At 62.6% G+C, this 24290-nt stretch carries 25 protein-coding genes; 7 read left to right on the top strand and 18 right to left on the bottom strand.

All coding sequences use genetic code 11. The features are described from left to right. Position 1: 1 nt before the first annotated feature. The 10 genes from rpmC to rpsJ are packed head-to-tail and all read right to left on the bottom strand — an operon-like array spanning position 2 to position 4880. Positions 2-232, bottom strand: a complete 231-nt coding sequence (gene rpmC, locus KBX19_RS05545; protein WP_005286736.1) for a 50S ribosomal protein L29 — start codon at positions 230-232, stop codon at positions 2-4. Further along, positions 232-648, bottom strand: coding sequence for a 50S ribosomal protein L16 (gene rplP, locus KBX19_RS05540; protein ID WP_005286739.1), 417 nt, complete (start codon positions 646-648; stop codon positions 232-234). Before rplP ends, rpmC begins: the two co-directional genes overlap by 1 nt. 4 nt (positions 649-652) lie before the next feature. After that, positions 653-1402 (bottom strand): 30S ribosomal protein S3, encoded by a 750-nt coding sequence (gene rpsC / locus KBX19_RS05535; protein ID WP_005286742.1) that lies wholly within the window; start codon positions 1400-1402, stop codon positions 653-655. Positions 1403-1408: 6 nt separating this feature from the next. Continuing rightward, positions 1409-1765 carry a 50S ribosomal protein L22 gene (rplV, locus tag KBX19_RS05530; protein WP_005286744.1) on the bottom strand — a complete coding sequence of 119 codons (357 nt, stop codon included), beginning with the start codon at positions 1763-1765 and terminating at the stop codon, positions 1409-1411. A 3-nt stretch (positions 1766-1768) separates the two neighbouring features. Beyond that, the gene (gene rpsS / locus KBX19_RS05525; protein ID WP_005286746.1) at positions 1769-2044 is read right to left on the bottom strand and encodes a 30S ribosomal protein S19; all 276 of its coding nucleotides are present in this window, start codon (positions 2042-2044) and stop codon (positions 1769-1771) included. A gap of 16 nt (positions 2045-2060) precedes the next feature. Next, positions 2061-2897 (bottom strand): 50S ribosomal protein L2, encoded by an 837-nt coding sequence (gene rplB, locus KBX19_RS05520; RefSeq protein WP_005286747.1) that lies wholly within the window; start codon positions 2895-2897, stop codon positions 2061-2063. Positions 2898-2943: 46 nt separating this feature from the next. After that, positions 2944-3249 (bottom strand): 50S ribosomal protein L23, encoded by a 306-nt coding sequence (gene rplW, locus KBX19_RS05515; RefSeq protein ID WP_005286752.1) that lies wholly within the window; start codon positions 3247-3249, stop codon positions 2944-2946. Next, positions 3249-3911 carry a 50S ribosomal protein L4 gene (gene rplD / locus KBX19_RS05510; protein ID WP_005286755.1) on the bottom strand — a complete coding sequence of 221 codons (663 nt, stop codon included), beginning with the start codon at positions 3909-3911 and terminating at the stop codon, positions 3249-3251. The genes rplW and rplD overlap by 1 nt, the downstream gene beginning before the upstream one ends. Next, on the bottom strand, positions 3908-4561 hold the full coding sequence (gene rplC / locus KBX19_RS05505; RefSeq protein WP_255997827.1) for a 50S ribosomal protein L3: 654 nt from the start codon (positions 4559-4561) through the stop codon (positions 3908-3910). The genes rplD and rplC overlap by 4 nt, the downstream gene beginning before the upstream one ends. Before the next feature lie 13 nt (positions 4562-4574). Then, entirely contained in the window at positions 4575-4880 is a 306-nt protein-coding gene (rpsJ, locus tag KBX19_RS05500; protein WP_003848085.1) for a 30S ribosomal protein S10, read from the bottom strand. A 636-nt stretch (positions 4881-5516) separates the two neighbouring features. Between rpsJ and KBX19_RS05495 the strand changes: the two genes are divergently transcribed. The 6 genes from KBX19_RS05495 to KBX19_RS05470 are packed head-to-tail and all read left to right on the top strand — an operon-like array spanning position 5517 to position 8819. Further along, positions 5517-6047 (top strand): Asp23/Gls24 family envelope stress response protein, encoded by a 531-nt coding sequence (locus tag KBX19_RS05495; protein ID WP_255997826.1) that lies wholly within the window; start codon positions 5517-5519, stop codon positions 6045-6047. Beyond that, entirely contained in the window at positions 6047-6382 is a 336-nt protein-coding gene (locus tag KBX19_RS05490) for a hypothetical protein (RefSeq protein WP_005286765.1), read from the top strand. The genes KBX19_RS05495 and KBX19_RS05490 overlap by 1 nt, the downstream gene beginning before the upstream one ends. Before the next feature lie 17 nt (positions 6383-6399). After that, positions 6400-6615 (top strand): hypothetical protein, encoded by a 216-nt coding sequence (locus KBX19_RS05485; RefSeq protein ID WP_255997824.1) that lies wholly within the window; start codon positions 6400-6402, stop codon positions 6613-6615. Continuing rightward, positions 6615-7634, top strand: a complete 1020-nt coding sequence (locus tag KBX19_RS05480; RefSeq protein WP_255997822.1) for an Asp23/Gls24 family envelope stress response protein — start codon at positions 6615-6617, stop codon at positions 7632-7634. The genes KBX19_RS05485 and KBX19_RS05480 overlap by 1 nt, the downstream gene beginning before the upstream one ends. Continuing rightward, positions 7627-8259 (top strand): DUF6286 domain-containing protein, encoded by a 633-nt coding sequence (locus KBX19_RS05475; protein WP_255997821.1) that lies wholly within the window; start codon positions 7627-7629, stop codon positions 8257-8259. Before KBX19_RS05480 ends, KBX19_RS05475 begins: the two co-directional genes overlap by 8 nt. Continuing rightward, the gene (locus KBX19_RS05470) at positions 8256-8819 is read left to right on the top strand and encodes a hypothetical protein (RefSeq protein ID WP_255997819.1); all 564 of its coding nucleotides are present in this window, start codon (positions 8256-8258) and stop codon (positions 8817-8819) included. Before KBX19_RS05475 ends, KBX19_RS05470 begins: the two co-directional genes overlap by 4 nt. Here KBX19_RS05470 and KBX19_RS05465 read toward each other — a convergent pair. The 5 genes from KBX19_RS05465 to rpsL all read right to left on the bottom strand — a co-directional run bounded on the left by KBX19_RS05465 (position 8816) and on the right by rpsL (position 14214). Next, positions 8816-9520: a hypothetical protein gene (locus KBX19_RS05465; RefSeq protein WP_255994409.1), complete on the bottom strand. Its 705-nt coding sequence runs from the start codon at positions 9518-9520 to the stop codon at positions 8816-8818. The two genes, KBX19_RS05470 and KBX19_RS05465, sit on opposite strands and share 4 nt — an antisense overlap. A gap of 107 nt (positions 9521-9627) precedes the next feature. After that, complete coding sequence (gene tuf, locus KBX19_RS05460; RefSeq protein WP_005286783.1) at positions 9628-10818, bottom strand: elongation factor Tu; 1191 nt, start codon at positions 10816-10818, stop codon at positions 9628-9630. Between the two features lie 264 nt (positions 10819-11082). After that, positions 11083-13206, bottom strand: coding sequence for an elongation factor G (gene fusA, locus KBX19_RS05455; protein WP_005286785.1), 2124 nt, complete (start codon positions 13204-13206; stop codon positions 11083-11085). Positions 13207-13371: 165 nt separating this feature from the next. Beyond that, entirely contained in the window at positions 13372-13839 is a 468-nt protein-coding gene (rpsG, locus tag KBX19_RS05450) for a 30S ribosomal protein S7 (RefSeq protein WP_005286788.1), read from the bottom strand. Between the two features lie 3 nt (positions 13840-13842). After that, on the bottom strand, positions 13843-14214 hold the full coding sequence (rpsL, locus tag KBX19_RS05445) for a 30S ribosomal protein S12 (protein WP_005286791.1): 372 nt from the start codon (positions 14212-14214) through the stop codon (positions 13843-13845). 285 nt (positions 14215-14499) lie between these two features. On the opposite strand from rpsL, the gene KBX19_RS05440 reads away from it, so the two are divergent. Beyond that, positions 14500-15156, top strand: a complete 657-nt coding sequence (locus KBX19_RS05440) for a DUF1707 domain-containing protein (RefSeq protein WP_255997817.1) — start codon at positions 14500-14502, stop codon at positions 15154-15156. Between the two features lie 204 nt (positions 15157-15360). On the opposite strand, the gene KBX19_RS05435 is transcribed toward KBX19_RS05440, so the two are convergent. From KBX19_RS05435 to KBX19_RS05425, 3 genes are all read right to left on the bottom strand, one after another. Next, entirely contained in the window at positions 15361-19371 is a 4011-nt protein-coding gene (locus KBX19_RS05435) for a DNA-directed RNA polymerase subunit beta' (RefSeq protein ID WP_255997816.1), read from the bottom strand. 98 nt (positions 19372-19469) lie between these two features. After that, complete coding sequence (locus KBX19_RS05430) at positions 19470-22967, bottom strand: DNA-directed RNA polymerase subunit beta (protein WP_255997814.1); 3498 nt, start codon at positions 22965-22967, stop codon at positions 19470-19472. A 313-nt stretch (positions 22968-23280) separates the two neighbouring features. Then, positions 23281-24252 carry a DUF3068 domain-containing protein gene (locus KBX19_RS05425; protein WP_255997813.1) on the bottom strand — a complete coding sequence of 324 codons (972 nt, stop codon included), beginning with the start codon at positions 24250-24252 and terminating at the stop codon, positions 23281-23283. Between the last annotated feature and the right edge of the window lie 38 nt (positions 24253-24290).

Here is a 24290-nt window from a genome sequence, read left to right as displayed (position 1 = left end):
CTTACGCTCCTTCACCAGGGACAGTGGACAGGCCCAGCTCGCGCTCGCGCAGCACCGTGTAGATGCGGGCGATGTCGCGCTTGACCGTCGAGATCCGGCGGTTGTTGGTCAGCTGACCGGTAGCGTTCTGGAAGCGCAGGTTGAACAGCTCTTCCTTAGCAGCGGACAGGCGGTCCTTAAGCTCAGCCTCGGTGAGCTCGCGGAACTCGTGTGCGGGGGTACCAGTAGCCATTAGTACAGGTCCTCCTTCGAGATAACGCGGGTCTTGCAGGGCAGCTTCGCGCCGGCGCGGCGCAGAGCCTCCTGGGCGACCTGCTCGTTCGGGTAAGACATTTCGAACAGGATGCGGCCAGGCTTGACGTTGGCCACCCACTTCTCCACCGGGCCCTTACCGGAACCCATACGCACACCGAGCGGCTTCTGGGTCAGGGGGCGGTCCGGGAAGATGTTGATCCAAACCTTACCGCCGCGCTTGACGTGGCGGTTGATGGCGATACGTGCGGACTCGATCTGGCGGTTGGTGATGTACGCCGGCTCGAGAGCCTGCAGGCCGTAGTCGCCGAAGTTGATGGTGTTGCCGCCCTTGGACACGCCCGAACGGTTCGGGCGGTGCTGGCGACGGTACTTGACGCGCTTCGGGATAAGCATGAACTTAACCCTCCTTCTTCTGCTCAGCGCGCTGGCGGCGCTGGCCGCCACGGCGCGGACGACGGTCGCGGTCGCCACGGCCACCGCGCTCGTTCTTCGGTGCGTTGAGTTCGGACTCGCGGACACCGCCGACGACGTCACCCTTGTAGATCCAAACCTTGACACCGATGATGCCGAAGGTGGTCTCTGCCTCAGCGAGACCGTAGTCGATCTCGGCGCGCAGGGTGTGCAGCGGGACGCGGCCCTCGTGGTAGCGCTCGACGCGGGACATCTCAGCGCCGCCGAGACGGCCGGAGCACTGAATCTTGATGCCCTTGACCTGCGGCTGGCGCATCGCGGACTGGATGGCCTTACGCATGGCGCGGCGGAATGCAACACGGTTGACCAGCTGCTCTGCCACGGACTGGGCGACCAGAGCGGCGTTGGCGTCGACGTTCTTGACCTCGAGGATGTTCAGGGCGACCATCTTGCCGGTGAGCTTTTCCAGCTCGCGGCGGATGCGGTCAGCCTCTGCACCGCGGCGGCCGATCACGATGCCCGGGCGGGCGGTGTGAATGTCGACGCGGACGCGGTCGCGGGTGCGCTCGATGACAATGTCAGCGATGCCTGCGCGCTGCAAGTTCTTGTTCAAGAACTCGCGTATCTTGATGTCTTCAGCGACATAGTCTGCGTAGTTGTTGTCGGCGTACCAGTGGGACTTCCAGTCAGCGGTGATGCCCAGCCGGAGGCCGTGCGGGTGAATTTTCTGACCCATGTGAGTTTAAGCCTCCTTCTGGCTCTCAACTACCACGGTGATGTGGCAGGTGCGCTTGCGGATCTGGAATGCGCGGCCCTGGGCGCGCGGCTGGTAGCGGCGCATGGTCGGGCCTTCGTTGGCGTATGCCTCGGAAATGACCAGCGTGCGCGGGTCAAGACCGAAGTTGTTCTCAGCGTTGGCAGCTGCAGACGCGACGACCTTGGCCACCTGGGTGGACACGGACTGCGGCGCGTACTTCAGGATTGCCAGGGCCTCGGACACGGACTTGCCGCGGACGAGGTCGAGGACCCGGTTCGCCTTCATCTGCGAAGTGCGAACGTACTTGGCGGTAGCGCGTGCGGAGGTGATGGTGTCACTCATTGCTTATCGACGCCCCTTCTCTTCCTTGACGTGACCCTTGAAGGTCTTCGTCGGTGCGAATTCACCGAGCTTGTGGCCGACCATGGACTCGTCGATGAACACCGGCACGTGCTTGCGGCCGTCGTGGACGGCGAAGGTGTGCCCGATGAAGTCGGGGAGAATGGTCGAGCGGCGGGACCAGGTCTTGATGACCTGCTTGGTTCCGGCCTCGTTCTGAGCATCCACCTTGTTGAGGAGGTGCTCGTCAACGAACGGGCCTTTCTTTAGGCTGCGTGGCATGTGAAGTTACCTCCTCTTAGCGCTTCTTGTTCGGGCGACGACGGCGCACGATCATGTTGTTGGAATAACGGTTCGGGTTGCGGGTACGGCCTTCCTGCTGGCCCCACGGGGAAACCGGGTGGCGGCCACCGGAGGTCTTACCCTCACCACCACCGTGCGGGTGGTCGACCGGGTTCATGACAACACCGCGGACAGTGGGCCTCCAGCCCTTCCAGCGCATACGGCCGGCCTTACCCCAGCGGATGTTGATCTGGTCAGCGTTGCCAACCTCGCCGACGGTCGCGCGGCAGCGGATGTCCACGCGGCGGATTTCGGAAGACGGCATACGCAAAACGGCGTAGGTGCCTTCCTTACCCAGCAGCTGGATGGATGTGCCTGCGGAACGGGCCAGCTTGGCGCCGGCGCCCGGCTTGAGCTCCACGGCGTGGATGGTCGTACCGGTCGGGATGTTGCGCAGCGGCAGGTTGTTGCCCACCTTGATGTCGGCGTTGGCGCCAGCTTCTACCGTGGTGCCCTGGGTCAGGCCCTTCGGTGCGATGATGTAGCGCTTCTCGCCGTCTGCGTAGTGCAACAGAGCGATGTTGGCGGTGCGGTTCGGGTCGTACTCGATGTGAGCGACCTTTGCCGGGATGCCGTCCTTGTCGGAGCGGCGGAAGTCAATAACGCGGTACTGGCGCTTGTGGCCGCCGCCACGGTGGCGGGTAGTGATGTGGCCGTGAGTGTTGCGGCCACCCTTCTTCGGGAGCGGGCGCAGCAGGGACTTCTCCGGGGTGGAACGAGTGATGTCCTCGAACTCGGAAACGGAGCTGTTGCGGCGACCCGGGGTTGTCGGCTTGTACTTACGAATAGCCATAGTAGTTCCTTTTCGATCTAACTCTTTTCGTTAGCGCTGGCTACCGCTAGGCAGTCGCGCCTCCGAAAATGTCGATGGAGTCGCTGCCCTCGCGGAGGGTGACGTAGGCGCGCTTGGTGTCCTTCCGCTTGCCCCAACCGGTGCGGGAACGCTTGCGCTTGCCCTCGCGGTTGACGGTGTTCACGGAATCGACCTTCACGCCGAAGATTTCCTCCACGGCAATCTTGATCTGGGTCTTGTTGGCTTCCGGAGCGACGTAGAACGTGTAGGTGTTCTGCTCCATCAGGCCGTAGGTCTTCTCGGAGAGGACCGGGGCGATGATGATGTCGCGCGGGTTGGCGATCTTAGCCATTAGTTCTTTGCCTCCTCTGCGGCACCAACAGCGTTTGCGCGGCCCACGAAGTCGTGGAGAGCTTCCACGGAGAAGACCACGTCGTCTGCGTTGAGCACGTCGTAGGTGTTCAGCTGACCCGGCTCAAGGATGGTCACGCCCGGCAGGTTCCGTGCGGAAAGACGGGAGTTGACATCCTCACGGCCGATGACGAGCAGAACCGACTTGCGGTCGGTGAGGCGCTCGACGAAGGCGCGGGCGGACTTGGTCGACGGGGTCTGACCCGGAACGAGCTCTTCGACCACGTGAATGCGGTCGTTCTGAGCACGGTTGGTCAGGGCGCCGGCAAGAGCTGCCTTGATCATCTTCTTCGGGGTGCGCTGCGAGTAGTCACGCGGCACCGGGCCGTGAACCGTGCCACCGCCGGTGTAGTGCGGTGCGCGGATGGAGCCCTGGCGTGCGCGGCCGGTGCCCTTCTGGCGGAACGGCTTGCGGCCACCGCCGCGGACCTCGCCGCGGGTCTTGGTCTTGTGGGTGCCCTGGCGTGCAGCTGCGAGCTGCGCGTTGACCACCTGGTGCATCAGGGGCACGGAAGCTTCACGGTCGAACAGCTCGGCCGGGAGCTCGACAGTGCCCTTGGTTGCTCCGTCAGCGGTGTGGACATCAAGTGTCAGGTTCGTCATGCGTGAGCACCGCCCTTCACTGCGGTCTTGACGGTGACCAGGCTGCCCTTGGTACCGGGAATGGCGCCCTTGATCAGCAGCAGGTTGGAGTCGCCGTCGATGCGTTGAATCTTCAGGTTCTGGGTAGTCACACGGTTGCTGCCCATGCGGCCAGCCATGCGCTTGCCCTTGAACACGCGGCCCGGGGTGGCGCAGCCACCGATGGAGCCGACGCGGCGGTGCGCAGCCTGGTTACCGTGAGCGGCACCCTGGCCTGCGAAGCCGTGGCGCTTCATGGCACCTGCGTAGCCCTTGCCCTTGGTGGTGCCGGCAACGTCGACGAAGGTATCGCCGTCGAAGATGTTGACGGTCACTTCCTGGCCAAGTTCGTAGGCAGAGGTGTCGTCCATGCGGATCTCAGCCACGTGGCGGCGCGGGTTCTGGCCGGCCTTCTGGTAGTGGCCTGCCTGCGGCTTCTTCGCCTTACGGGGATCAATGTCGCCGTAAGCGATCTGGATGGCGGAGTAGCCATCGGTTTCTTCAGTGCGGATCTGGGTGACAACGCACGGCCCAGCCTCGACGACGGTCACCGGGATAACACGGTTCTCCTCGTCGAAGATCTGGGTCATACCGAGCTTGCGGCCCAGAATGCCCTTGATCTCGTTAGTCATGTGTCAGTTCTCCCTACTGGATGTTCACGTCGACGCTGGCAGGAAGGTCGATGCGCATGAGGGCATCCACCGTCTTCGGCGTCGGGTCGAGGATGTCGATGAGGCGCTTGTGGGTGCGCATCTCAAAGTGCTCGCGCGAGTCCTTGTACTTGTGGGGAGAACGAATAACGGCGTACACGTTCTTTTCGGTAGGCAACGGCACCGGTCCAACGACGCGGGCACCCGTGCGGGTGACCGTCTCAACGATCTTCTTCGCAGATGCGTCAATCGCTTCGTGGTCGTAGGCCTTGAGCCGGATGCGGATCTTCTGTCCCGCCACGTAAACCTCTTCCTCGCTTCCCCACGTTCACTCTCTCGCTTCGCTCGATGTGAACAAAGTGAATTGAGAGCGAAGAGGTGAGGACTAGCTTGCTTCTTTTCTCTATAACGTTGTCCGGTTCAGGGCCCGGCTGACAACGCCAGTGTCTTTCAAACGAATTGACTGCCATGACAATCGGCGGAAGATGCATGGCGTGAAAACAACGCGCTTGTCAGTGCTTCCGCTGAGCAAGAAAGCTCAGTGTCAGGCTTGGAAGGGGGTGGGCAGATCGCTTATCGACGATCAGCGCCCCGTGGCCTTCGTGTACTGCCGCTGTTTATTTGCCATGCCCCTTCTCCGGTCCCCGGTCTCGAGAGTGCCTCGTGGTGGCCTGTGCTCGATCGCAGGTCCTTCGTCGATAAGCAACGTCGCTTACCGTGCAAAAGGTGTCATGTTCGCCTTACCAGCGACGCCGTGTTGAAGACGCCGTGTTAAAGCAACCCGGATATTTAAACACACAGCTCAAACGGAAAGCAAATATAAGAGAATTGTCTCGAATCGGTACCGATATCTTTTTAGCGTGGCCGGATTCTGCGGCCGCGCCTAGTATGGCGGGTGTCGCATAAGCGCAACTCGCCCAACTTTCCCGGAAGGACCATGATGGACACCAACAACCAGAACCCGACCTCCGCTGACGTTCCCGCAACCGCTCAGACCGGCGGCTCCACCACCCCTGAAGCAGCAGCTCAGCCGCGCAACGATGTGCTCGAGACCGAGCACGGCTCCACCGTCATCGACGACAACGTTGTGGGCAAGATTGCCGGCATCGCTGCCCGTGAGGTCTCCGGTGTCCACAACCTGGGTGGCGGCGCTGCTCGTATGTGGGGCGCAGTCCGCGAGTCCTTGACCGCTTCCACAAACGTCCAGCAGGGCGTGAATGTCGTTGTGGAGAACGGACACGCTAACGTCGCCGTCGCCATCATCGCCGAGTACGGCGTGGCTATCCACGAGCTGGCCAACGCTATCCGCGAAAACGTCACCATTGCCGTGACCCGCATGACCGGCCTGATCGTCGACCGCGTCGACGTCACCGTCCACGACGTCAACCTGCCGGAGCAGAACACCGAGGAAGAGGCCGTCCGCAACGAGCCGACCTACCCGGCTAACGGTCAGGTCCTGGAACAGTAATGGCTTCGTTCTCCGTCACCCGCGACACCGCCGAGCAAATCTGCGGTGCCGCGACATCCGTGAAAGGCGTGGCGGGGTTGACCAGCGGCCGCATGGGCAGGGCTTTCCTGCGGGTGCCGGGCGCAATGATTGAGGGCATCGAGCTGATCGGGCCCTCGCACATTGCCATCCACGTCATCTACGACCTGTCCTCCCGCCGCGAGATTCCGCACATCGTCGCCGACATTCAGAGCGCCGTCGCACAGACCCCCGCCATTGCGAGCATGGGCGCGCCGCGTATTGATGTCGTCGTGGCGGACGCCGTGCGCAGACCCCAGACGGCTACGCAAAACTAAGAGTATGGGACACAGAAATGAACACTTTCTCCAATAAGACCGTCCTGAATAAGACCGTCCTGGGCGCGCTGATCGGTGTTGTGCTGGCGTTCGCGCTCATCTTGGGCGGGTGGCTCGGCTTCTTCTTCACCGCGCTCTTCGGCGCCATCGGTGGTGTCGTCGGCGCCCAGCTCGAAGGCCGCATTGACCTCGCCGAGCTGGTGAGCACAACCTCGGGCCGGGGTCGCGGCTAATGGATCCAGATTCCTACCGCATCAGCGAGAAGGCCGTTGGTCGCGTCGCCGAAGCGGCTGTGCTGACGGTTCCAGGCACCTGCGCGATCGACGCAAAACTGGCCGGCCTTGCCGGTCGTAGTTTTCCGCGCGTGGATGCCCATATTGACCGTCCCTCCGGCGCTGTCGCACTCGACGTAGAGATGGTGACCACCTACCCCGCCCCGGTCGGCGCGATTACCGACGAAGTCCGGCAGACGGTGGGCACCCATGTGGAAACGCTCACCGGTCTGACGGTCACGCGCATCAACATTGCCGTGGGGGATGCGGAAGTGTCCTCCCAACGGCGCGTGACGCGCACCGACTTAGCACACCACCCCGTCGGCATTGTGCCGGCCCCGGTGGAGACCAGCCCGTCGGCAGTCTCATCGCCCGTGGTCAAGCCGCAGGCCGAGCTGACCCCAATCGTTGTGGACGACTCCACGTACGACCAGATCGCTCACGTGAGCACGCCGCCGGCACCGACCGTGCAGCACGTGTCCGCCCCGCCAGCGCCAAGCGTTCGCGGGGTGCCACAGCCGCCGATTCGCCCGCTCGATCCGGTGCTCACTCCCCCGCCGCTACCGTTGGCGGGTATTCAGCTGCCGCAGCCTCCGGCGCCACGCTCCCCCGTTGCGCCGGCACCGGCCCCGCTGCGCAGCATCACCGTCACGCAGTTCGTTCCACAGCGGCCGATCACGGTTACCCGCGCATTCCCGCGCAAGCCGGTGATTATCCCGCCGACGGAGCCGCTACGCCAGATCACCGTTACCGCTCCGGCGCGACTCGCACCTGTGTCCCTGCCGGCACGTCGACCGCTCGAGCCGATCTACGCACCGAAGCCCCAGCACGTTGAGGTCCTCCGGCCGGAGCCGCAACCGCTGCGACGCGTGGGTGTGGACAATCCCAAGCAGATCCTCGTTCCGCAAGCACCTAAGCCGCAAGCGTTGACACCGATCACCGTCAGCCCGGACAACCTCCAGGAGGAAAGCGATGGCTGAGATCCACGACAGCACTGAATTGGCGCAGCCCCAGGTTCCCCAACCTCAGGCGCCGCCAGCTCAGGGGCCCGATCATATCGCCCCGCAACCCGGCGGCGAACCGCGCGGCAATCCGGCTGTGCGCTGGCTGACCGTCCTACTCGGCCTGCTCCTGCTCGGTTTGGCAGGCGTGATCGGACGCGACCTGTGGTACCGCTACCAGGAGAACGACCCGCAGAACTCGTGGATCCGCCCGGTCTTCGAGTGGCTCGGCGGTGCCGCTGTGAACCCCGTGGGTGTCACCGTTGGCATCATCGTGGCGCTGGTGGGCCTATGGTTGCTCATCACCGCGCTCATGCCGCGTCCACGGACCCACATGCAGGTCGCTTCGCCGTCCTCCATCTGGGTTCGCCCGGTGGACGTGGCCCGCAAGGCGACCGCATCTGCACGGTCCGAACTCGGCCGTTCGAGCATTTCCTCCAAGGCGACCCGCAAGAAGCTCATCGTGGACGTAGAGGATGACGGTTCCGGCCACCTCGACCAGCGTCTGGCGGCAACCCTGACCGAGCAGGTTCAGAGGCTCAATCCGCCGCCGCACGTCAAGGTCAACATCCACCAACCCGAACCGGTGAGGGAGCTGCAATGACACGGACACTCGCGTTCTTCGACCGCCTGATCATCTTCCTGCTGGGGCTGCTCCTGTTCCTTGGCGGGTTGATCCCTGCGGCGCTGTACTGGAACATTCCGTACGCTTCGGACTTTGTCCGCGACATCAACCGCTCCATGATTGCCGACGTGCCAGGAATGAATTGGTACACCGGCGCGCTCATCGCCGTCATGGTCGCCTCCATCATCCTGGGGCTGTGGATGATCCTGTCGAACATTCGCAGTCGCGGGTTCAACAACCGCGCCATTGCCCCCGCCAATCCGGCGCTGGGTGAGACCCGCGTCAATGTCGCCCGCCTCGCTCAGGCTGCGTGCAACTACGCCGAATCCACTGAGCCGATCACCAAGGCGACCCAGAACGTGTCCTACGTGGGACAGCGCCCAACCGCGACGTTCACCATCACAGCGAACCCCGAGTTCGACTTCGAGACGATCGTCGCCCACGTCGAGCAGGTCGACGAGGACTTCCGGGACGCTGTGGACACCATGGATATTGACACGGTGTTCAAGCTTCACCTCGACAAGGTGGCGGCAAACTAGCTCTCTAAGAGCACGATCTGCTCCACCCGGCCCAAGACCTGGTCCTCTCCCCCACCTACCGGGGAGACGACCAGGTCTTCGCCTATTTCGCACCGCACAACGCGCTCCCACGCCAGCGTAGTTTTCTTGACCTCCCGCCCCTCGACGCGCCATGTGTGGAGGCGATGGCTGATCAGGGCGCGGGCACCGTCGATAAGCACAAGCCACACAGCGTTGCCCACTTCCGCGAGCTCGAGCCCCTCCAGCTCAGGCGCGTCCCCCAGCGCTTCAATTCGCGTGACGACGCCCAAGCGGTGCTCAACCCCCTCCCCATCCCTGACCACAAGCAACCGGCCGGGACCCGTCGCCCGGACAGACTCATACGCCCACATGCTCGGCTGCCGGTCGCGGTCCTGTACCGACCTGACGACGACATGGGACCGGGTGAGCGTGACGCTATGGTCGGGCGATGCGGTTTCAACGAGGAAAGAATGCGCTGCGCGACCGTTCTCATCACGGGGCACGTCTGCTGGATGAATGGCGCGCTCGGCACGGAGAGCCTCAATCAACTCCTCGTCGGAGGTGCCCCACCCCACCCCGCGGTTAGACAGCACACCGAGAAGCGTGGCCAGCGACAACTCAGGCTGCCCCTCCCACGTCAGGCGCAGCTCATCCAAAACAGTGGGGATCCGGGTCGGGTCAGGCATGTCGGACGGGCTCACGCAACTGAATCTACACTCGCCCGGGTGAAGGCACGAAAAAACCGCTGCCCCGGGATGAACCCGGAAACAGCGGTTAGATCAGAGCGCTAGCGCTCGATCGCGAGTGACTACTCGACGATCTTGGTGACACGGCCAGCGCCGACGGTGCGGGAGCCCTCGCGGATAGCGAAGCGCAGTCCCTCGTCCATAGCGACCGGCTGGATCAGCTCGACGGACATCTCAACGTTGTCGCCCGGCATGACCATCTCGGTGCCCTCCGGCAGCTTCACAACACCGGTCACGTCGGTGGTGCGGAAGTAGAACTGCGGACGGTAGTTGTCGAAGAACGGGGTGTGGCGGCCGCCCTCGTCCTTGGACAGGACGTAGACGGAACCCTCGAACTTGGTGTGCGGGGTGTAGGCGCCCGGTGCGATGACGACCTGGCCACGCTCAACGTCCTCACGCTTGAGACCACGCAACAGCAGAGCAGCGTTGTCGCCAGCCTCAGCGGTGTCGAGAAGCTTGTTGAACATCTCGATGGAGGTAACGGTGGTCTTCTGGGACTTCTCACGGATGCCGATGATCTCAACCTCGTCGTTGAGGTTCAGGACACCACGCTCAACACGGCCGGTAACAACGGTACCGCGGCCGGAAATGGTGAAGATGTCCTCGACCGGCATCAGGAACGGGCGGTCGGTCTCGCGCTCCGGGTCCGGGATGGAGTCATCGCAAGCCTGCATGAGGTCGACGATGGACTGAACCCACTTCTCGTCGCCTTCAAGAGCCTTCAGAGCGGAGATCTGGACGATCGGAGCTTCTTCGTCGTACTCCTGCTCAGCCAGCAGCTCGCGGACCTCCATCTCGACGAGCTCGATGATTTCCTCATCGTCAACCATGTCGCACTTGTTCAGAGCAACGAGGATGTACGGAACGCCAACCTGGCGAGCGAGCAGCACGTGCTCACGGGTCTGCGGCATCGGGCCGTCGGTAGCAGCAACCACGAGGATCGCGCCGTCCATCTGAGCAGCACCGGTAATCATGTTCTTGATGTAGTCGGCGTGGCCCGGGGCGTCAACGTGCGCGTAGTGACGCTTCGGGGTGTTGTACTCAACGTGGGAAATGTTGATGGTAATACCACGCTCGCGCTCCTCCGGAGCCTTATCGATGGCAGCGTAGTCGAATGCCTGGTTCTCCTCCGGGTACTGGCTAGCCAGAACCGTGGTGATGGCAGCAGTGGTGGTGGTCTTGCCGTGGTCGACGTGACCGATGGTGCCGATGTTTACGTGCGGCTTGCTGCGCTCAAACTTAGCCTTAGACACTGATTGTCCTCCTGGACGATCGTGTGATTGTGAATCTCACAATCACGTGGTTGTTCATTTGCAAATGTGCCAGTTACATGATCCTAGATTTGTTAATGCCGTTTTTCAAACCACAGGCCGGGGCTAGTCTAGGGCTCCGACCACTGCGGTAGGCAGTTGATCTGTGGTAACGGCCGGCTCAGTGAAACGTCGTCAAGCGATGCTCCGCTCAGCTCGGCCGCTACCGCCCCTCCCTCCTGGCACAGAAGGGAGGGTTAGCTGGGCTTAAGCCCGGCCGTTGCGCTCGTCGATGATGTCCTGAGCGATGTTGGACGGAACCTCACCGTAGGAGTCGAACACCATGGTGAAGTTCGCACGGCCAGCGGTGGAGGAACGGAGGTCACCGATGTAACCGAACATTTCGGACAGGGGCACCTTCGCCTTGACAACCTTGGCGCCGGAACGGTCTTCCATGGCGTACACCTGGCCGCGGCGGGAGCTGATGTCGCCGTTGACGGTACCCATGTACTCCTCGGGGGTGACAACCTCGACAGCCATGAGCGGCTCGAGCAGCACCGGCTTCGCCTTCGCGACAGCTTCCTTCAGGGCCTGGGAACCAGCGAGCTTGAACGCCATCTCAGAGGAGTCGACCTCGTGGTAAGCGCCGTCCTCGAGCGTGGCCTTGATGTTCACCAGCGGGTAGCCAGCAAGGTAGCCGTACTGCATCGCATCCTGGATACCAGCGTCAACCGACGGGATGTACTCCTTCGGCACGCGGCCACCGGTGACGGCGTTTTCGAAGGTGTAGGTCGGGGACTGGCCCTCCTCGAGCTCGTCTGCCTCCGGAGCGTACGGCTCGATGGAGATGATGACCTTCGCGAACTGACCGGAACCACCAGTCTGCTTCTTGTGCGTGTAGTCGAGGTGCTCAACCGGCTTGCGGATGGTCTCGCGGTACGCAACCTGCGGGGAACCGATGTTCGCTTCGACCTTGAACTCGCGCTTCATACGGTCAACCAGGACGTCGAGGTGGAGCTCGCCCATGCCGCCGATGACGGTCTGGCCGGACTCCTCGTCGAGCTGCACGGTGAAGGTCGGATCCTCCTCCGCGAGCTTCTGGATAGCGGTACCCAGCTTCTCCTGGTCAGCCTTGGTCTTCGGCTCAATAGCGACCTGGATCACCGGGTCCGGGAAGTCCATAGACTCCAGGATGATCGGGTGGTCCGGGTTGCACAGGGTGTCACCCGTGGTGGTTTCCTTCAGACCGATGAACGCGTAAATGTTGCCGGCGTCAGCGTGCTCGACCGGGTTCTCCTTGTTCGCGTGCATCTGGAAGAGCTTGCCCACGCGCTCCTTCTTGGACTTCGTGGAGTTGAGCATCTGCTCACCCGGGATGGCCTGGCCGGAGTACACGCGCACGTAGGTCAGCTTGCCGAAGAACGGGTGAACGGCAATCTTGAACGCCAGAGCGGAGAACGGCTCCTCGACGGACGGCTTACGCGTCATCTTCTCTTCACCGTCGACAGAGGTGCCCTGGACCTCGCCAATGTCCAGCGGGTTCGGCAGGTAGTCAACAATAGCATCGAGCAGCGGCTGCACACCCTTGTTGCGGTACGCGGTACCGCAGAAAACCGGGTAAATCTCGGAGTTGACGGTCATCTTGCGGATGGCGCCCTTGATCTCCTCGACAGTGAGCTCCTCGCCGCCGAAGTACTTCTCCATGAGTTCCTCGTCGGACTCAGCGACAGCCTCGAGCAGCTGCTCGCGGTACTCCTCAGCCTTGTCCTGAAGGTCAGCCGGGATCTCCTCGATGGTCGGCTCCGCACCGGTCTCGACCTTGCCGCGCCAGGTGATGGCTTTCATGTCGATGAGGTCAACGACACCATCGAAATCGTCCTCAGCGCCGATCGGCAGCTGCATGACCAACGGCTTAGCGCCCAGGCGGTCAATGATGGTCTGGACGGTGTGGTAGAAGTCCGCACCGAGCTTGTCCATCTTGTTCACAAAGCAGATACGCGGCACGTCGTACTTAGCGGCCTGACGCCACACCTGCTCGGACTGCGGTTCCACACCCTCTTTACCGTCGAACACTGCAACAGCACCGTCGAGAACACGCAGGGAGCGCTCAACCTCAACGGTGAAGTCAACGTGGCCCGGGGTGTCGATGATGTTGATCTGGTTGTTGTTCCAGAAGCAGGTAACAGCAGCGGAGGTAATGGTGATACCGCGCTCCTTCTCCTGCTCCATCCAGTCCGTGGTCGCGCCACCGTCGTGCGTCTCGCCGACGCGACGGTTAATACCCGTGTAGAACAGGATGCGCTCGGTCGTGGTCGTCTTACCGGCATCGATGTGGGCCATGATGCCGATGTTGCGGACCTTAGCTAGGTCCTTAAGCACTTCTTGTGCCACGTTGTATACCCCAACTTGTCGTCTTGTTGCGGCCGCTTCCACCCGCACCTGCGGGAAATGCGACAGCGATTTGAATGTTTTCCTTTGTCGATTCTGCCACTAAATCGCGATTATGGCAGGCCGAGACACTAAATGCGCCCCTGGCAACCGGAGCTGTAGCGACAATTACCAGCGGTAGTGAGCAAAGGCGCGGTTAGCCTCAGCCATCTTGTGCGTATCTTCGCGACGCTTCACGGATGCGCCAAGACCGTTGGACGCATCCAGGATCTCGTTAGCCAGACGCTCGGTCATGGTGTTCTCGCGGCGCTGACGGGTGAAGGTGACCATCCAGCGCAGAGCCAGAGTGGTCGAACGGCCCGGGCGGACCTCAACCGGCACCTGGTAGGTGGCGCCACCAACACGGCGGGACCGGACCTCCAAGTCCGGGCGAATGTTGCCCAGCGCCTTCTCGAGGGTGCCAACCGGGTCAGTGCCGGTCTTCTCGCGACACATCTCCATTGCGCCGTAGACGATGCGCTGCGCGGTGGACTTCTTGCCGTCCTTGAGGATCTTGTTGATCAGCTGGGTGACCAGCTCAGAATCGTAAACCGGGTCCTTGACTACGGGACGCTTCGGTGCTTGCTGCTTACGCATTGATTACTGTCCCTTCTTCGCGCCGTAACGGGAGCGAGCCTGCTTGCGGTCCTTGACACCCTGGGTATCCAGAGCACCACGGATGATCTTGTAACGGACACCCGGAAGGTCCTTCACACGGCCACCGCGCACGAGCACCATGGAGTGCTCCTGCAGGTTGTGGCCCTCACCCGGGATATAAGCGGAAACCTCGATGCCGGAGGTCAGGCGCACACGCGCGACCTTACGCAGAGCGGAGTTCGGCTTCTTCGGAGTGGTGGTGTACACGCGGGTGCACACACCACGGCGCTGCGGGGAGCCCTTCAGGGCGGCCGTAGCGACCTTGGCTTTCTTGTCGTGGCGGCCCTTGCGGACCAGCTGCTGAATAGTTGGCATACCAACACTTTCTTGTCGTCGTCTGGTGTCTTTAGCCTCCAACGACCGGCATCGCGCCCGAACACGCAAAAATGGGGGCTCTTCTTCGGGGCCCTTCCGCGTGAGCGAACATCGCGCCGTCCGAGGAGAACGGGGAGTTCTTTTCCATCTCCGCCGTGCGTTAGACGCACGGCGGCGGAATCGGGTTAAAAAGTACAGGGTACGGGCGGCGGAAAGCAAATCGTTTCTTCGCTCCCCGAGGCGATCGGTCCGCTTCGCCGCTTAAAACTAAGTAGCTTTGGGGGCATGTCGACCGATTCTGCAGACAATTTTCCCCGTAAGCGCGTTTCACACGCCCGGCGTCAAGAGATCGCCGATGTCCTCGCCGCGGCCTTTGCCGACGGCCAACTGAACACCACGGAGTTCGACGAGCGCACGGCGGTAGTCTGGCGCGCCACCTACGCCGACCAGCTCGACGAGCTCACTGTCGACCTCTCCCCTGTCCAGCAACTCCCGGACACAGCAGGCTGGTCCCCTGCCCCACATCAGCCGCGATCCAAGGCTCTCGACTTTGTCACAGCCGAGCCTGGCGGCACGTCCAGCTCCATCGCCGTCATGGGTGGCGTGGAGCGCTCGGGGGATTGGCTGGTGAGCAAGAACCACTTCTCACTCGGACTCATGGGTGAAACCGAGCTCAACCTGCTTCAGGCACGCTTGGCCTCCGACCACATTCGGATTAGTGCCAACGCGATCATGGGCGGGATCACCATCGTCGTCCCTGAAGACGTGCGGGTGAAGTCCGAAGGTTTCGCGCTCATGGGCGGTTTCGGGGTCACCGACCACCCAAGCGTCACTATCGCTCAGCGCGATCTGCCTGATGACGCTCCCACCGTCACCATCGCCGGCATCGCCCTCATGGGTGGCGTGGATGTCGTCCGGGCGGCGCGGGGCGCGAAGGTATAGAACTCACGGCACTGTGCAAAAGTTGACAAACTGGATTCCCGCCTAGAACCGTCTGCGCTGGTCAGAGCATTCTAAGCCGGTAAATCGACATCGGGTTTGTCAACTTTTCCGCAACCGCCCTCCCAACGAGCCCTGAACACAGCGAAAGGCCCGGCCTCCCACGCGGGAGAGACCGGGCCTTCACGCTTAAGCGCGACGGGCTAGCTACTGGTAGGTGTCGTAGCCACCCATGCCGTACTCGTCGAGCGGCACGGACGCACCAGTGAACTCGCCGTAGCCTTCGTCGCCGTAGATGGCGTCGCCGAAGGTCGGGATCGAGTAGGCGGCCGAGCGTGCAGCCTCGGTCGGCTTCACGGAGATGTTGCGGTAGCGGGAAATACCCGTACCGGCCGGGATCAGCTTACCGATGATCACGTTCTCCTTGAGGCCGATGAGCTTATCGGAGCGCTTGTTGATGGCGGCGTCGGTAAGCACGCGCGTCGTCTCCTGGAAGGAGGCGGCGGACAGCCAGGACTCCGTGGCCAGCGAGGCCTTGGTGATACCCATGATCTCGCTGCGCAGCTCTGCCGGCTCGCCACCCTCGGCGACTGCCTGACCGTTGATCTGGCGTGCCTCGGACAGGTCCACCAGGGTGCCCGGGAGGAACTCGGTGGAGCCTGCGTCGATGACGGTGCCGCGACGCAGCATCTGGCGGATGATGATCTCGATGTGCTTGTCGTGGATCGACACACCCTGCGTGCGGTACACAGCCTGCACCTCGTCGATGAGGTGCTTTTCGACGCCGCGGCGTCCCAGCACCTCAAGCACGTCGTGCGGATCAGCGGCACCGCGCAGGAGGCGGTCGCCGACCTTGACCGTGTCGCCGTCGCGAAGCGAACGCTCGATCATGGCCTCCGGGTTGGACTCCATCGGGCGGCGCACCTGGGCCAGGCCCTGGCGCTTGGACAGCTTCTCGTAGACCACGTCGTCGGAGCCGTCCTCCGGGTGGATGGTCAGGGTCCAGAAGTTGCCCTCGTCCTCCAGCGAGATCTCGCCGGCGACAGAGGCGATCGGGGCGCGGTTCTTCGGAACGCGGGCCTCGAACAGCTCCTGGACACGCGGCAGACCACCGGTAATGTCGCCACCGACACCACCCTGGTGGAAGGTACGCATGGTCAGCTGGGTACCCGGCTCACCAATGGACTGGGCGGCGACGATGCCGACGGCCTCGCCGATGTCGACGAGCTTGCCCGTCGCCATGGACTTGCCGTAGCACTTCGCGCAGACACCGGTCGGGGTCTGGCAGGTCAGCACGGAGCGGACCTTGACGGACTCGATGCCGGCGTCGACGAGAGCGTCGATACGCTCCTCGGACAGGTCCGAGCCTGCCTCGAGAAGGACGTTGCCGTCAGCGTCGGTCGCGTCGGACGCCAGCACGCGGCCGGAGACAGAGGTCTCGACCAGGTCGTGGCGGTTGAAGCGGCCCGTTCCTGCAGCCTCAGCGACCGGCACCTTGACACCCTGGTGGGTGCCACAGTCCTCTTCGCGGACGATGACGTCCTGAGCGACGTCAACAAGACGACGGGTGAGGTAACCGGAGTCAGCTGTACGCAGAGCGGTATCAGCCAGGCCCTTACGGGAACCGTGGGAGTTGTTGAAGTACTCCATCACGCTCAAGCCCTCGCGGAAGGAGGTCTTGATCGGACGGGTGATGTACTCACCGCGGGAGTTCACGACCATGCCCTTCATGCCGGCCAGCGTCCAGATCTGGCGCATGTTACCGGCAGCACCGGACTTCACGATCATCGGAATCGGGTTGTCGTCCGGGTACAGAGCCTCGACAGCCTTACCGACCTTGTCGGTGGCGTCCTGCCACAGCTCAACCAGGCGGTCGTAGCGGTCCTTCTCGGTCAGCGCACCCTTCTCGAAGTACTTGCGCTCAATGGCCTCCGCCTCACGCTCGTACTCGTCGAGGATCTCGGTCTTGTTCGGCAGAACCAGAACGTCAGACATAGTGATGGTGATGCCCGAGCGGGTCGCCCAGTAGAAACCGGCGTCCTTGAGCTTGTCCATCGTCTGCGCGACGGTGATCATCGGGTACTTCTCCACCATCGCCTGGATGATGTCACCGAGCAGCACCTTGTCCTTGCCGCCCTTACGCACCATCGCGCCTTCCTGGTACGGGAAGTTGAAGGGGAGCATCTCGTTGAACATGATGCGGCCCAAAGTGGTGTCAGCCATCCAGGACTGACCCTTCTCCCAGCCATCGGGGAACTGCTCCGCCTCAATCTCCGCGGTCGGGCGCAGGTGATCGATGCGGACCTTGATCGGGGCCTGCAGGCCCAGAACGCCACGGTCGTAGGCCATGATGGCCTCACGGTGGGAGGAGTACACACCGCGTGCCGGGCCGTTCTCGTCGGCCGGAGCGTACGCGCCCTCGCCACCGATCTCGCCCTCGCCCTTGACCATGGTGAGGAAGTACAGGCCGGTCACCATATCCAGGCGCGGCATAGCCAGCGGCTTACCGGATGCCGGGGACAGGATGTTGTTGGAGGACAGCATGAGGACGCGTGCCTCTGCCTGTGCCTCCGCGGACAGCGGAAGGTGGACAGCCATCTGGTCGCCGTCGAAGTCGGCGTTGAAGGCCTCACATGCCAGCGGGTGCAGCTGGATCGCCTTGCCCTCCACCAGGACCGGCTCGAAGGCCTGAATACCCAGGCGGTGCAGCGTCGGTGCGCGGTTGAGCAGCACCGGGTGCTCAGCAATAGCCTCTTCCAGAACGTCCCACACCTCAGGGCGCTGGCGCTCCACCATGCGCTTCGCGGACTTGATGTTCTGCGCGTAGTCGTTGTCCACCAGGCGCTTCATCACGAACGGCTTGAACAGCTCGAGAGCCATGAGCTTCGGCAGACCGCACTCGTGCATCTTCAGCTGCGGACCCACGATAATCACGGAACGACCGGAGTAGTCCACGCGCTTACCCAGCAGGTTCTGGCGGAAGCGGCCCTGCTTACCCTTGAGCAGGTCGGACAGGGACTTCAGCGGACGGTTACCCGGGCCAGTGACCGGACGGCCACGGCGGCCGTTGTCGAACAGTGCGTCGACGGACTCCTGCAGCATGCGCTTCTCGTTGTTCACGATGATCTCGGGAGCACCGAGGTCAATCATGCGCTTGAGACGGTTGTTGCGGTTGATCACGCGACGGTACAGGTCGTTCAAGTCGGAGGTGGCAAAGCGTCCACCGTCAAGCTGAACCATCGGGCGCAGCTCCGGCGGGATCACCGGGATCGCGTCGAGGATCATGCCGGCCGGGTCGTTGCCGGAGCGCTGGAACGCGGCGACAACCTTCAGGCGCTTGAGAGCACGGACCTTCTTCTGGCCCTTGCCCTCAGCGATGATGTGGCGCAGCTCCTCGGACTCAGCGTCCAGGTCGAAGTTGCGGATCAGGGTCTGAATCGCCTCAGCGCCCATGCCGCCGGTGAAGTAGTCCTCGTAGCGGTCGACGAGCTCTTCGTAGAGGTTCTCGTCGATGATCATCTGCTTCGGAGCGAGCTTGATGAAGGTGTTCCAGATCTCGTCCAGGTGCTCGATCTCGCGCTCGCCAGCCTCGCGCATGTGCTGCATTTCCTTGTCAGCGGCGTTCTGCACCTTCTTGCGGGCAGACGCAGCAGCACCGGAAGCTTCCAGCTCAGCGAGGTCTTCCTCGAGCTTCTGGGCACGGTCGGCGATCTCAGCCTCGGTGTCCTGCTCGATTTCCTTCTTCTCCAGGATCATCTCCGCCTCGAGGGTGGACATGTCGTTGTGACGTGCCTCCTCGTCAACGGACGTGATGATGTTAGCGGCGAAGTAAATGATGCGCTCAAGGTCCTTCGGCGCCAGGTCCAGCAGGTAACCCAGGCGGGAAGGCACACCCTTGAAGTACCAGATGTGGGTGACGGGAGCAGCCAGCTCAATGTGGCCCATGCGCTCACGGCGGACCTTGGACTTGGTCACCTCAACACCGCAGCGCTCACAAATGATGCCCTTGTAGCGGACACGCTTGTACTTACCGCAAGAGCACTCCCAGTCGCGGGTCGGGCCGAAGATGCGCTCGCAGAACAGACCGTCCTTCTCCGGCTTGAGGGTGCGGTAGTTAATGGTCTCCGGCTTCTTGACTTCGCCGTGGGACCAACGGCGGATGTCTTCGGCGGTGGCCAGGCCGATGCGGAGCTCGTCGAAGAGGTTTACGTCAAACACGTAAATGTTCCTTTTCTTCTAGGTTTTATGAGTTCAAGTTCGTATCTGTGGGAGCGGGCGGCGCTTTTCGCTTATCGACGCCCGCCCCCGCCTAGCACTTATGCCGTGTCAGCCGCGGAACCCTCGTCACGGGACAAGTTAATGCCCAACGAGGATCCAGCCTGGTCGTACTCGTCATCATCGCCGGACAGCTCCATCGGGGTGCCGTCGGTGGAGAGGACCTCCACGTTCAGGCACAGCGACTGCAGCTCCTTGAGCAACACCTTGAACGACTCCGGGATTCCCGGGTCGGGGATGTTGTCGCCCTTGACGATGGCTTCGTAGACCTTGACACGTCCGACCACGTCGTCCGACTTGATCGTCAGCAGCTCCTGCAGGGTGTAGGCGGCGCCGTATGCCTGCATCGCCCACACCTCCATCTCGCCGAAGCGCTGGCCACCGAACTGGGCCTTACCACCCAGCGGCTGCTGGGTAATCATGGAGTACGGGCCGGTGGAGCGGGCGTGAATCTTCTCGTCCACCAGGTGGTGCAGCTTGAGCATGTACATGTAGCCGACGGAGATCGGGTACTTGAACGGTTCGCCGGAGCGTCCGTCGAAAAGCACCGTCTTGCCGTCGCCATCGACCATGACGTCGCCATCGCGGTTCGGCTTGGTGTTGGCCAGAAGACCTGCGATCTCGTCGTTCGTCGCGCCGTCGAAGACCGGGGTGGCGGTCAGGGACTCGGGAGGCACGTCGTAAAGCTGCTCAGGCAGAGTCTCCAGGAGCTTCGCGTTCGCCGGGTCATCCGGGTTGACGGTCCAACCAGCGTGAGCCAGCCAGCCCAGGTGAACCTCGAGCACCTGACCGATGTTCATACGACGCGGCACACCGTGGGTGTTCAGGATGATGTCCACTGGGGTGCCGTCAGCCATGAACGGCATGTCCTCCTCAGGCAGGATCTTGCCCACGACACCCTTGTTGCCGTGGCGGCCGGCCATCTTGTCGCCGTCCTGGATCTTGCGTTTCTGAGCAACGTAGACACGGATCATCTCGTTGACACCCGGCGACAGATCGTCGTCGTCCTCACGGGAGAAGCGACGGACAGCGATGACCTTGCCGGTCTCACCGTGCGGCACCTTCAGGGAGGTGTCGCGGACCTCACGGGCCTTTTCGCCGAAGATGGCGCGCAGTAGGCGCTCCTCCGGAGTCAGCTCGGTTTCACCCTTCGGGGTGACCTTACCCACCAGGATGTCGCCGTCGCGCACGTCCGCACCGATGCGGATGATGCCGCGCTCGTCGAGGTCCTTGAGCACGTCCTCAGAGACGTTCGGGATCTCGCGGGTGATCTCTTCCGCACCCAGCTTGGTGTCGCGGGCATCGATCTCGTGCTCCTCGATGTGCACGGAGGTGAGCACGTCCTGCTCCACCACGCGCTGGTTGAGGATGATCGCGTCCTCGTAGTTGTGGCCTTCCCACGGTATGAAAGCGACGAGCAGATTGGTGCCCAGTGCCATCTCGCCGTCCTTGGTGCCCGGGCCATCAGCGATGACCTGGCCAGCCTCGACGCGGTCGCCTGCAGACACAATCGGGGTCTGGTTGTAGCACGTGCCCTGGTTCGTGCGCTCAAAGGTGCGCAGCAGGTAGGACTCGCGCTGACCCTCGTCGTCCATGATGGTGATCACGTCGCCGGTCACATCTTCAACGACACCTGCGTTGTTCGCGATGACGATGTCGCCAGCGTCATACGCCGCGCGCATCTCCGTACCGGTGGCCACGTATGCAGCCTCAGAGCGCAGCAGCGGCACAGCCTGCTTCTGCATGTTCGCACCCATGAGCGCACGGTTCGCGTCGTCGTGCTCCAGGAACGGAATCATCGCCGTCGCGACTGAAACCATCTGGCGCGGGGAGATGTCCACGTAGTCGACGTCTTTCGGACCGACGACACCGATATCGCCGTCCTTGAGGCGCACCTCAATACGGTCCGCGGTGATGTTGCGGTCAGCGTCGTGGGCCGTAGCGGCCTCAGCGATGGCGAAGCGATCCTCTTCATCGGCGGTGAGGTAGTCGATCTCGTCAGTGATCTGACCGTCGACGACCTTCTGGTACGGCGTCTCGATGAAGCCGAACGGGTTCACGCGAGCGTAGGACGCCAGCGCACCGATCAGACCAATGTTCGGACCTTCCGGGGTTTCGATCGGGCACATGCGGCCGTAGTGCGACGGGTGCACGTCGCGGACCTCAATGCCGGCGCGCTCACGGGACAGACCGCCCGGGCCCAGCGCGGACAGGCGACGCTTGTGGGTCAGACCGGACAGCGAGTTGTTCTGGTCCATGAACTGCGACAGTTGGGAGGTGCCGAAGAACTCGCGGATCGCGGCAGACACCGGGCGCACGTTGATCAGGGACGTCGGAGTGATGGACTCCGCGTCCTGGGTGGTCATGCGCTCACGAACCACACGCTCCATGCGGGACAGGCCGACACGGACCTGGTTCTGCACCAGCTCGCCCACGGTGCGCAGGCGGCGGTTGCCGAAGTGGTCGATGTCGTCGGTGTTGATCGGGATGACCACGCCCTCCGGGGAGGTCATCTCGCGCTCGCCGGCGTGCAGGCGCACCAAGTACTCGAGGGTGGTGGCAATGTCCTCTTCAGTCAGAGTCATCTCACCGTCGTGGTCGCCGCCCAGACCGAGCTTGCGGTTGACCTTGTAGCGGCCGACGCGAGCCAAGTCGTAGCGCTTCGCACGGAAGAACGCGTTCTCCAGCAGGGACTGCGCCAGATCGCGCGTCGGCTGCTCACCCGGGCGCTGCTTGCGGTAAATCTCCAGCAGAGCCTCATCGGTGTTGGCCACGCCGTCGTTCTCCAGCGTGGTCATCATGATCTCGGAGAAGCCGAAACGTTCCTTGATCTGCTCAGTGGTCCAACCCAGGGCCTTGAGCAGCACAGTCACCGGCTGACGACGCTTACGGTCAATGCGCACACCGACGGTGTCGCGCTTGTCCACGTCGAATTCCAGCCATGCGCCGCGGGAAGGAATGACCTTCACGGAGTGCAGCGGGCGCTCGGTGGACTTGTCGATTGTCTCGTCGAAGTACACACCCGGGGAACGCACCAGCTGCGAGACAATGACGCGCTCGGTGCCGTTGACAATGAACGTGCCCTTGTCCGTCATCAGCGGGAAGTCGCCGATGAAGACGGTCTGGGACTTGATCTCCTGGGTGTCGTTGTTAATGAACTCCGCCGTCACGTACAGGGGTGCGGAGTAGTTGATGTCCTTATCTTTGCACTCGTCGATCGTGTACTTGATGTCCTCAAAGTACGGATCGGACAAAGACAGGCTCATGTTGCCCGAGTAGTCCTGAATCGGGGAAATCTCCTCGAGGATGTCCTCGAGGCCGGAGGTAATGCGGGCATCCGAGCCACGCTCCTCCGCCTGGCGCTCACGCCACTCAGGCGTGCCGACGAGCCAGGCGAAAGACTCCGATTGAACGTCAAGAAGACCAGGCAGCGCGATTGGCTCCGCGATTTTCGCGAAGGAATAACGCTCCGGGGCTCCGGGGATTGCGGCCACTGACTTGGTCTGGGGCGAGACTGCCAAGATGGGTCCTTCCAGCACCTCACGCGGGGCACGTGCATCGGCGCTTATGCTCGTGGACACCCGCTGGATAAATAGCGTTTCATTTAGTGGAAGCCCCGTCCCCCTAAAATGCACAAAGTCACCTTGTCAAACCCATTTTTCTAAAACATGGATCCAAGGTTTCATTCACGCACCGGCGACGGCTTCCAGCGCAAGGAGACAGCTTATACCCCCGATGACTGTTTGTAAAGCAGTCTTGCATAATGCTGCGTCGAAGCGCGATCGCTTGTCGTGGAACTCTACCACCTCACTGCTTGCGGAGTGCAACCCTGGAGGGGTGATTCGGCGCGTGTCAGGATGTGACCTGCGCAGACCTTCCCCGGCCCGGGCGCAGCGCTCCAATCAAACCGCCGATTGCTAGCAGTGATCCCAGCCCGATCGTGCCCCATGTCACCCAGCGAGAGACAGACTGAGTCACGGTGGTCAGCTGGCCCGCCATCTGCTCCACGTCGGCCGGGTCCATTACTGCGTCGTACGCGACGATGTCTTGGGCACGGCGGCCGGTGTGGTCGGCATAGTAGTCGTCCACACGCTCATTGATCCCCACGACAACACCGGTGATCTGATCGACAGTGAACTCACGCGTCGCATCGTGGTGGCGGAACACCTGGCGCTGCCCGCCGTCGGGCGCTGGCAACGTCTTGGTGTTCGCCGCGTCCGCATACAGCTTTGCGACGTTGACCGTCTCGACCCGCTGCTCAAACACATAGACAGAACGGCCGGCGACTTCGCGCTCCTCTTTGAATGTGGCCGGTACGGTCGTGCGCAGCGACGGCTCAAAGACGGCGTAATCCGTTTGCTCGACGTCGAGGGGGAACTTCAGCCACACGCCGTCGACAGGGACCTCCGCGTCCGGCATGGCCATCACCGTGCTCAGATTCGCCGTGGTCACGAACGCCCCAGACTTGCGGTCCATCTCGTACGACCACGTCGACGCAGTGATTAGATTGTCGAAGTCCGAGTCTTTGTCACCGCGCAGCAAAGAATCGCCGATCCGCAGCCCAGTGCGTTCCTCCGTCGCCGGGTTCTGCACGGTCATGTGCAGCTGGCGGGTAACGGGGACCTCAACGACCTTACCGTCCTCACCGGCATCAGGGTCGAAAACCCGGCCGTGCGGGTCGTGCATTGCCCAGGTGGTGTGCTCGAGGTTCAGCGGGAAACGGGCATCCCCGAGAAGAAACCGTGGAGCCACCAATCCCGCGACAATGAGCGCGATGCCTACCCCGACAAGGAGGGCGGACAAAATGCGGGACTTGGGAAGCATGCGTGCCACTTTACAATCCCATCACCCCAGCCCCTATC

Source organism: Corynebacterium sp. CCUG 71335 (assembly GCF_024454075.1).
Taxonomy (GTDB): domain Bacteria; phylum Actinomycetota; class Actinomycetes; order Mycobacteriales; family Mycobacteriaceae; genus Corynebacterium; species Corynebacterium genitalium.
The sequence above is the reverse complement of the archived record's forward strand: the minus strand, read 5'-3'. Positions and strand labels throughout refer to the sequence as shown.

What these genes read in the sequence shown, in the direction of transcription:
- rpmC (WP_005286736.1), bottom strand. Translation starts at nt 232, where the DNA reads ATGGCTACTGGTACCCCCGCACACGAGTTCCGCGAGCTCACCGAGGCT.
- rplP (WP_005286739.1), bottom strand. Translation starts at nt 648, where the DNA reads ATGCTTATCCCGAAGCGCGTCAAGTACCGTCGCCAGCACCGCCCGAAC.
- rpsC (WP_005286742.1), bottom strand. Translation starts at nt 1,402, where the DNA reads ATGGGTCAGAAAATTCACCCGCACGGCCTCCGGCTGGGCATCACCGCT.
- rplV (WP_005286744.1), bottom strand. Translation starts at nt 1,765, where the DNA reads ATGAGTGACACCATCACCTCCGCACGCGCTACCGCCAAGTACGTTCGC.
- rpsS (WP_005286746.1), bottom strand. Translation starts at nt 2,044, where the DNA reads ATGCCACGCAGCCTAAAGAAAGGCCCGTTCGTTGACGAGCACCTCCTC.
- rplB (WP_005286747.1), bottom strand. Translation starts at nt 2,897, where the DNA reads ATGGCTATTCGTAAGTACAAGCCGACAACCCCGGGTCGCCGCAACAGC.
- rplW (WP_005286752.1), bottom strand. Translation starts at nt 3,249, where the DNA reads ATGGCTAAGATCGCCAACCCGCGCGACATCATCATCGCCCCGGTCCTC.
- rplD (WP_005286755.1), bottom strand. Translation starts at nt 3,911, where the DNA reads ATGACGAACCTGACACTTGATGTCCACACCGCTGACGGAGCAACCAAG.
- rplC (WP_255997827.1), bottom strand. Translation starts at nt 4,561, where the DNA reads ATGACTAACGAGATCAAGGGCATTCTGGGCCGCAAGCTCGGTATGACC.
- KBX19_RS05495 (WP_255997826.1), top strand. Translation starts at nt 5,517, where the DNA reads ATGATGGACACCAACAACCAGAACCCGACCTCCGCTGACGTTCCCGCA.
- KBX19_RS05490 (WP_005286765.1), top strand. Translation starts at nt 6,047, where the DNA reads ATGGCTTCGTTCTCCGTCACCCGCGACACCGCCGAGCAAATCTGCGGT.
- KBX19_RS05485 (WP_255997824.1), top strand. Translation starts at nt 6,400, where the DNA reads ATGAACACTTTCTCCAATAAGACCGTCCTGAATAAGACCGTCCTGGGC.
- KBX19_RS05480 (WP_255997822.1), top strand. Translation starts at nt 6,615, where the DNA reads ATGGATCCAGATTCCTACCGCATCAGCGAGAAGGCCGTTGGTCGCGTC.
- KBX19_RS05475 (WP_255997821.1), top strand. Translation starts at nt 7,627, where the DNA reads ATGGCTGAGATCCACGACAGCACTGAATTGGCGCAGCCCCAGGTTCCC.
- KBX19_RS05470 (WP_255997819.1), top strand. Translation starts at nt 8,256, where the DNA reads ATGACACGGACACTCGCGTTCTTCGACCGCCTGATCATCTTCCTGCTG.
- rpsG (WP_005286788.1), bottom strand. Translation starts at nt 13,839, where the DNA reads ATGCGTAAGCAGCAAGCACCGAAGCGTCCCGTAGTCAAGGACCCGGTT.
- rpsL (WP_005286791.1), bottom strand. Translation starts at nt 14,214, where the DNA reads ATGCCAACTATTCAGCAGCTGGTCCGCAAGGGCCGCCACGACAAGAAA.
- KBX19_RS05440 (WP_255997817.1), top strand. Translation starts at nt 14,500, where the DNA reads ATGTCGACCGATTCTGCAGACAATTTTCCCCGTAAGCGCGTTTCACAC.
- KBX19_RS05425 (WP_255997813.1), bottom strand. Translation starts at nt 24,252, where the DNA reads ATGCTTCCCAAGTCCCGCATTTTGTCCGCCCTCCTTGTCGGGGTAGGC.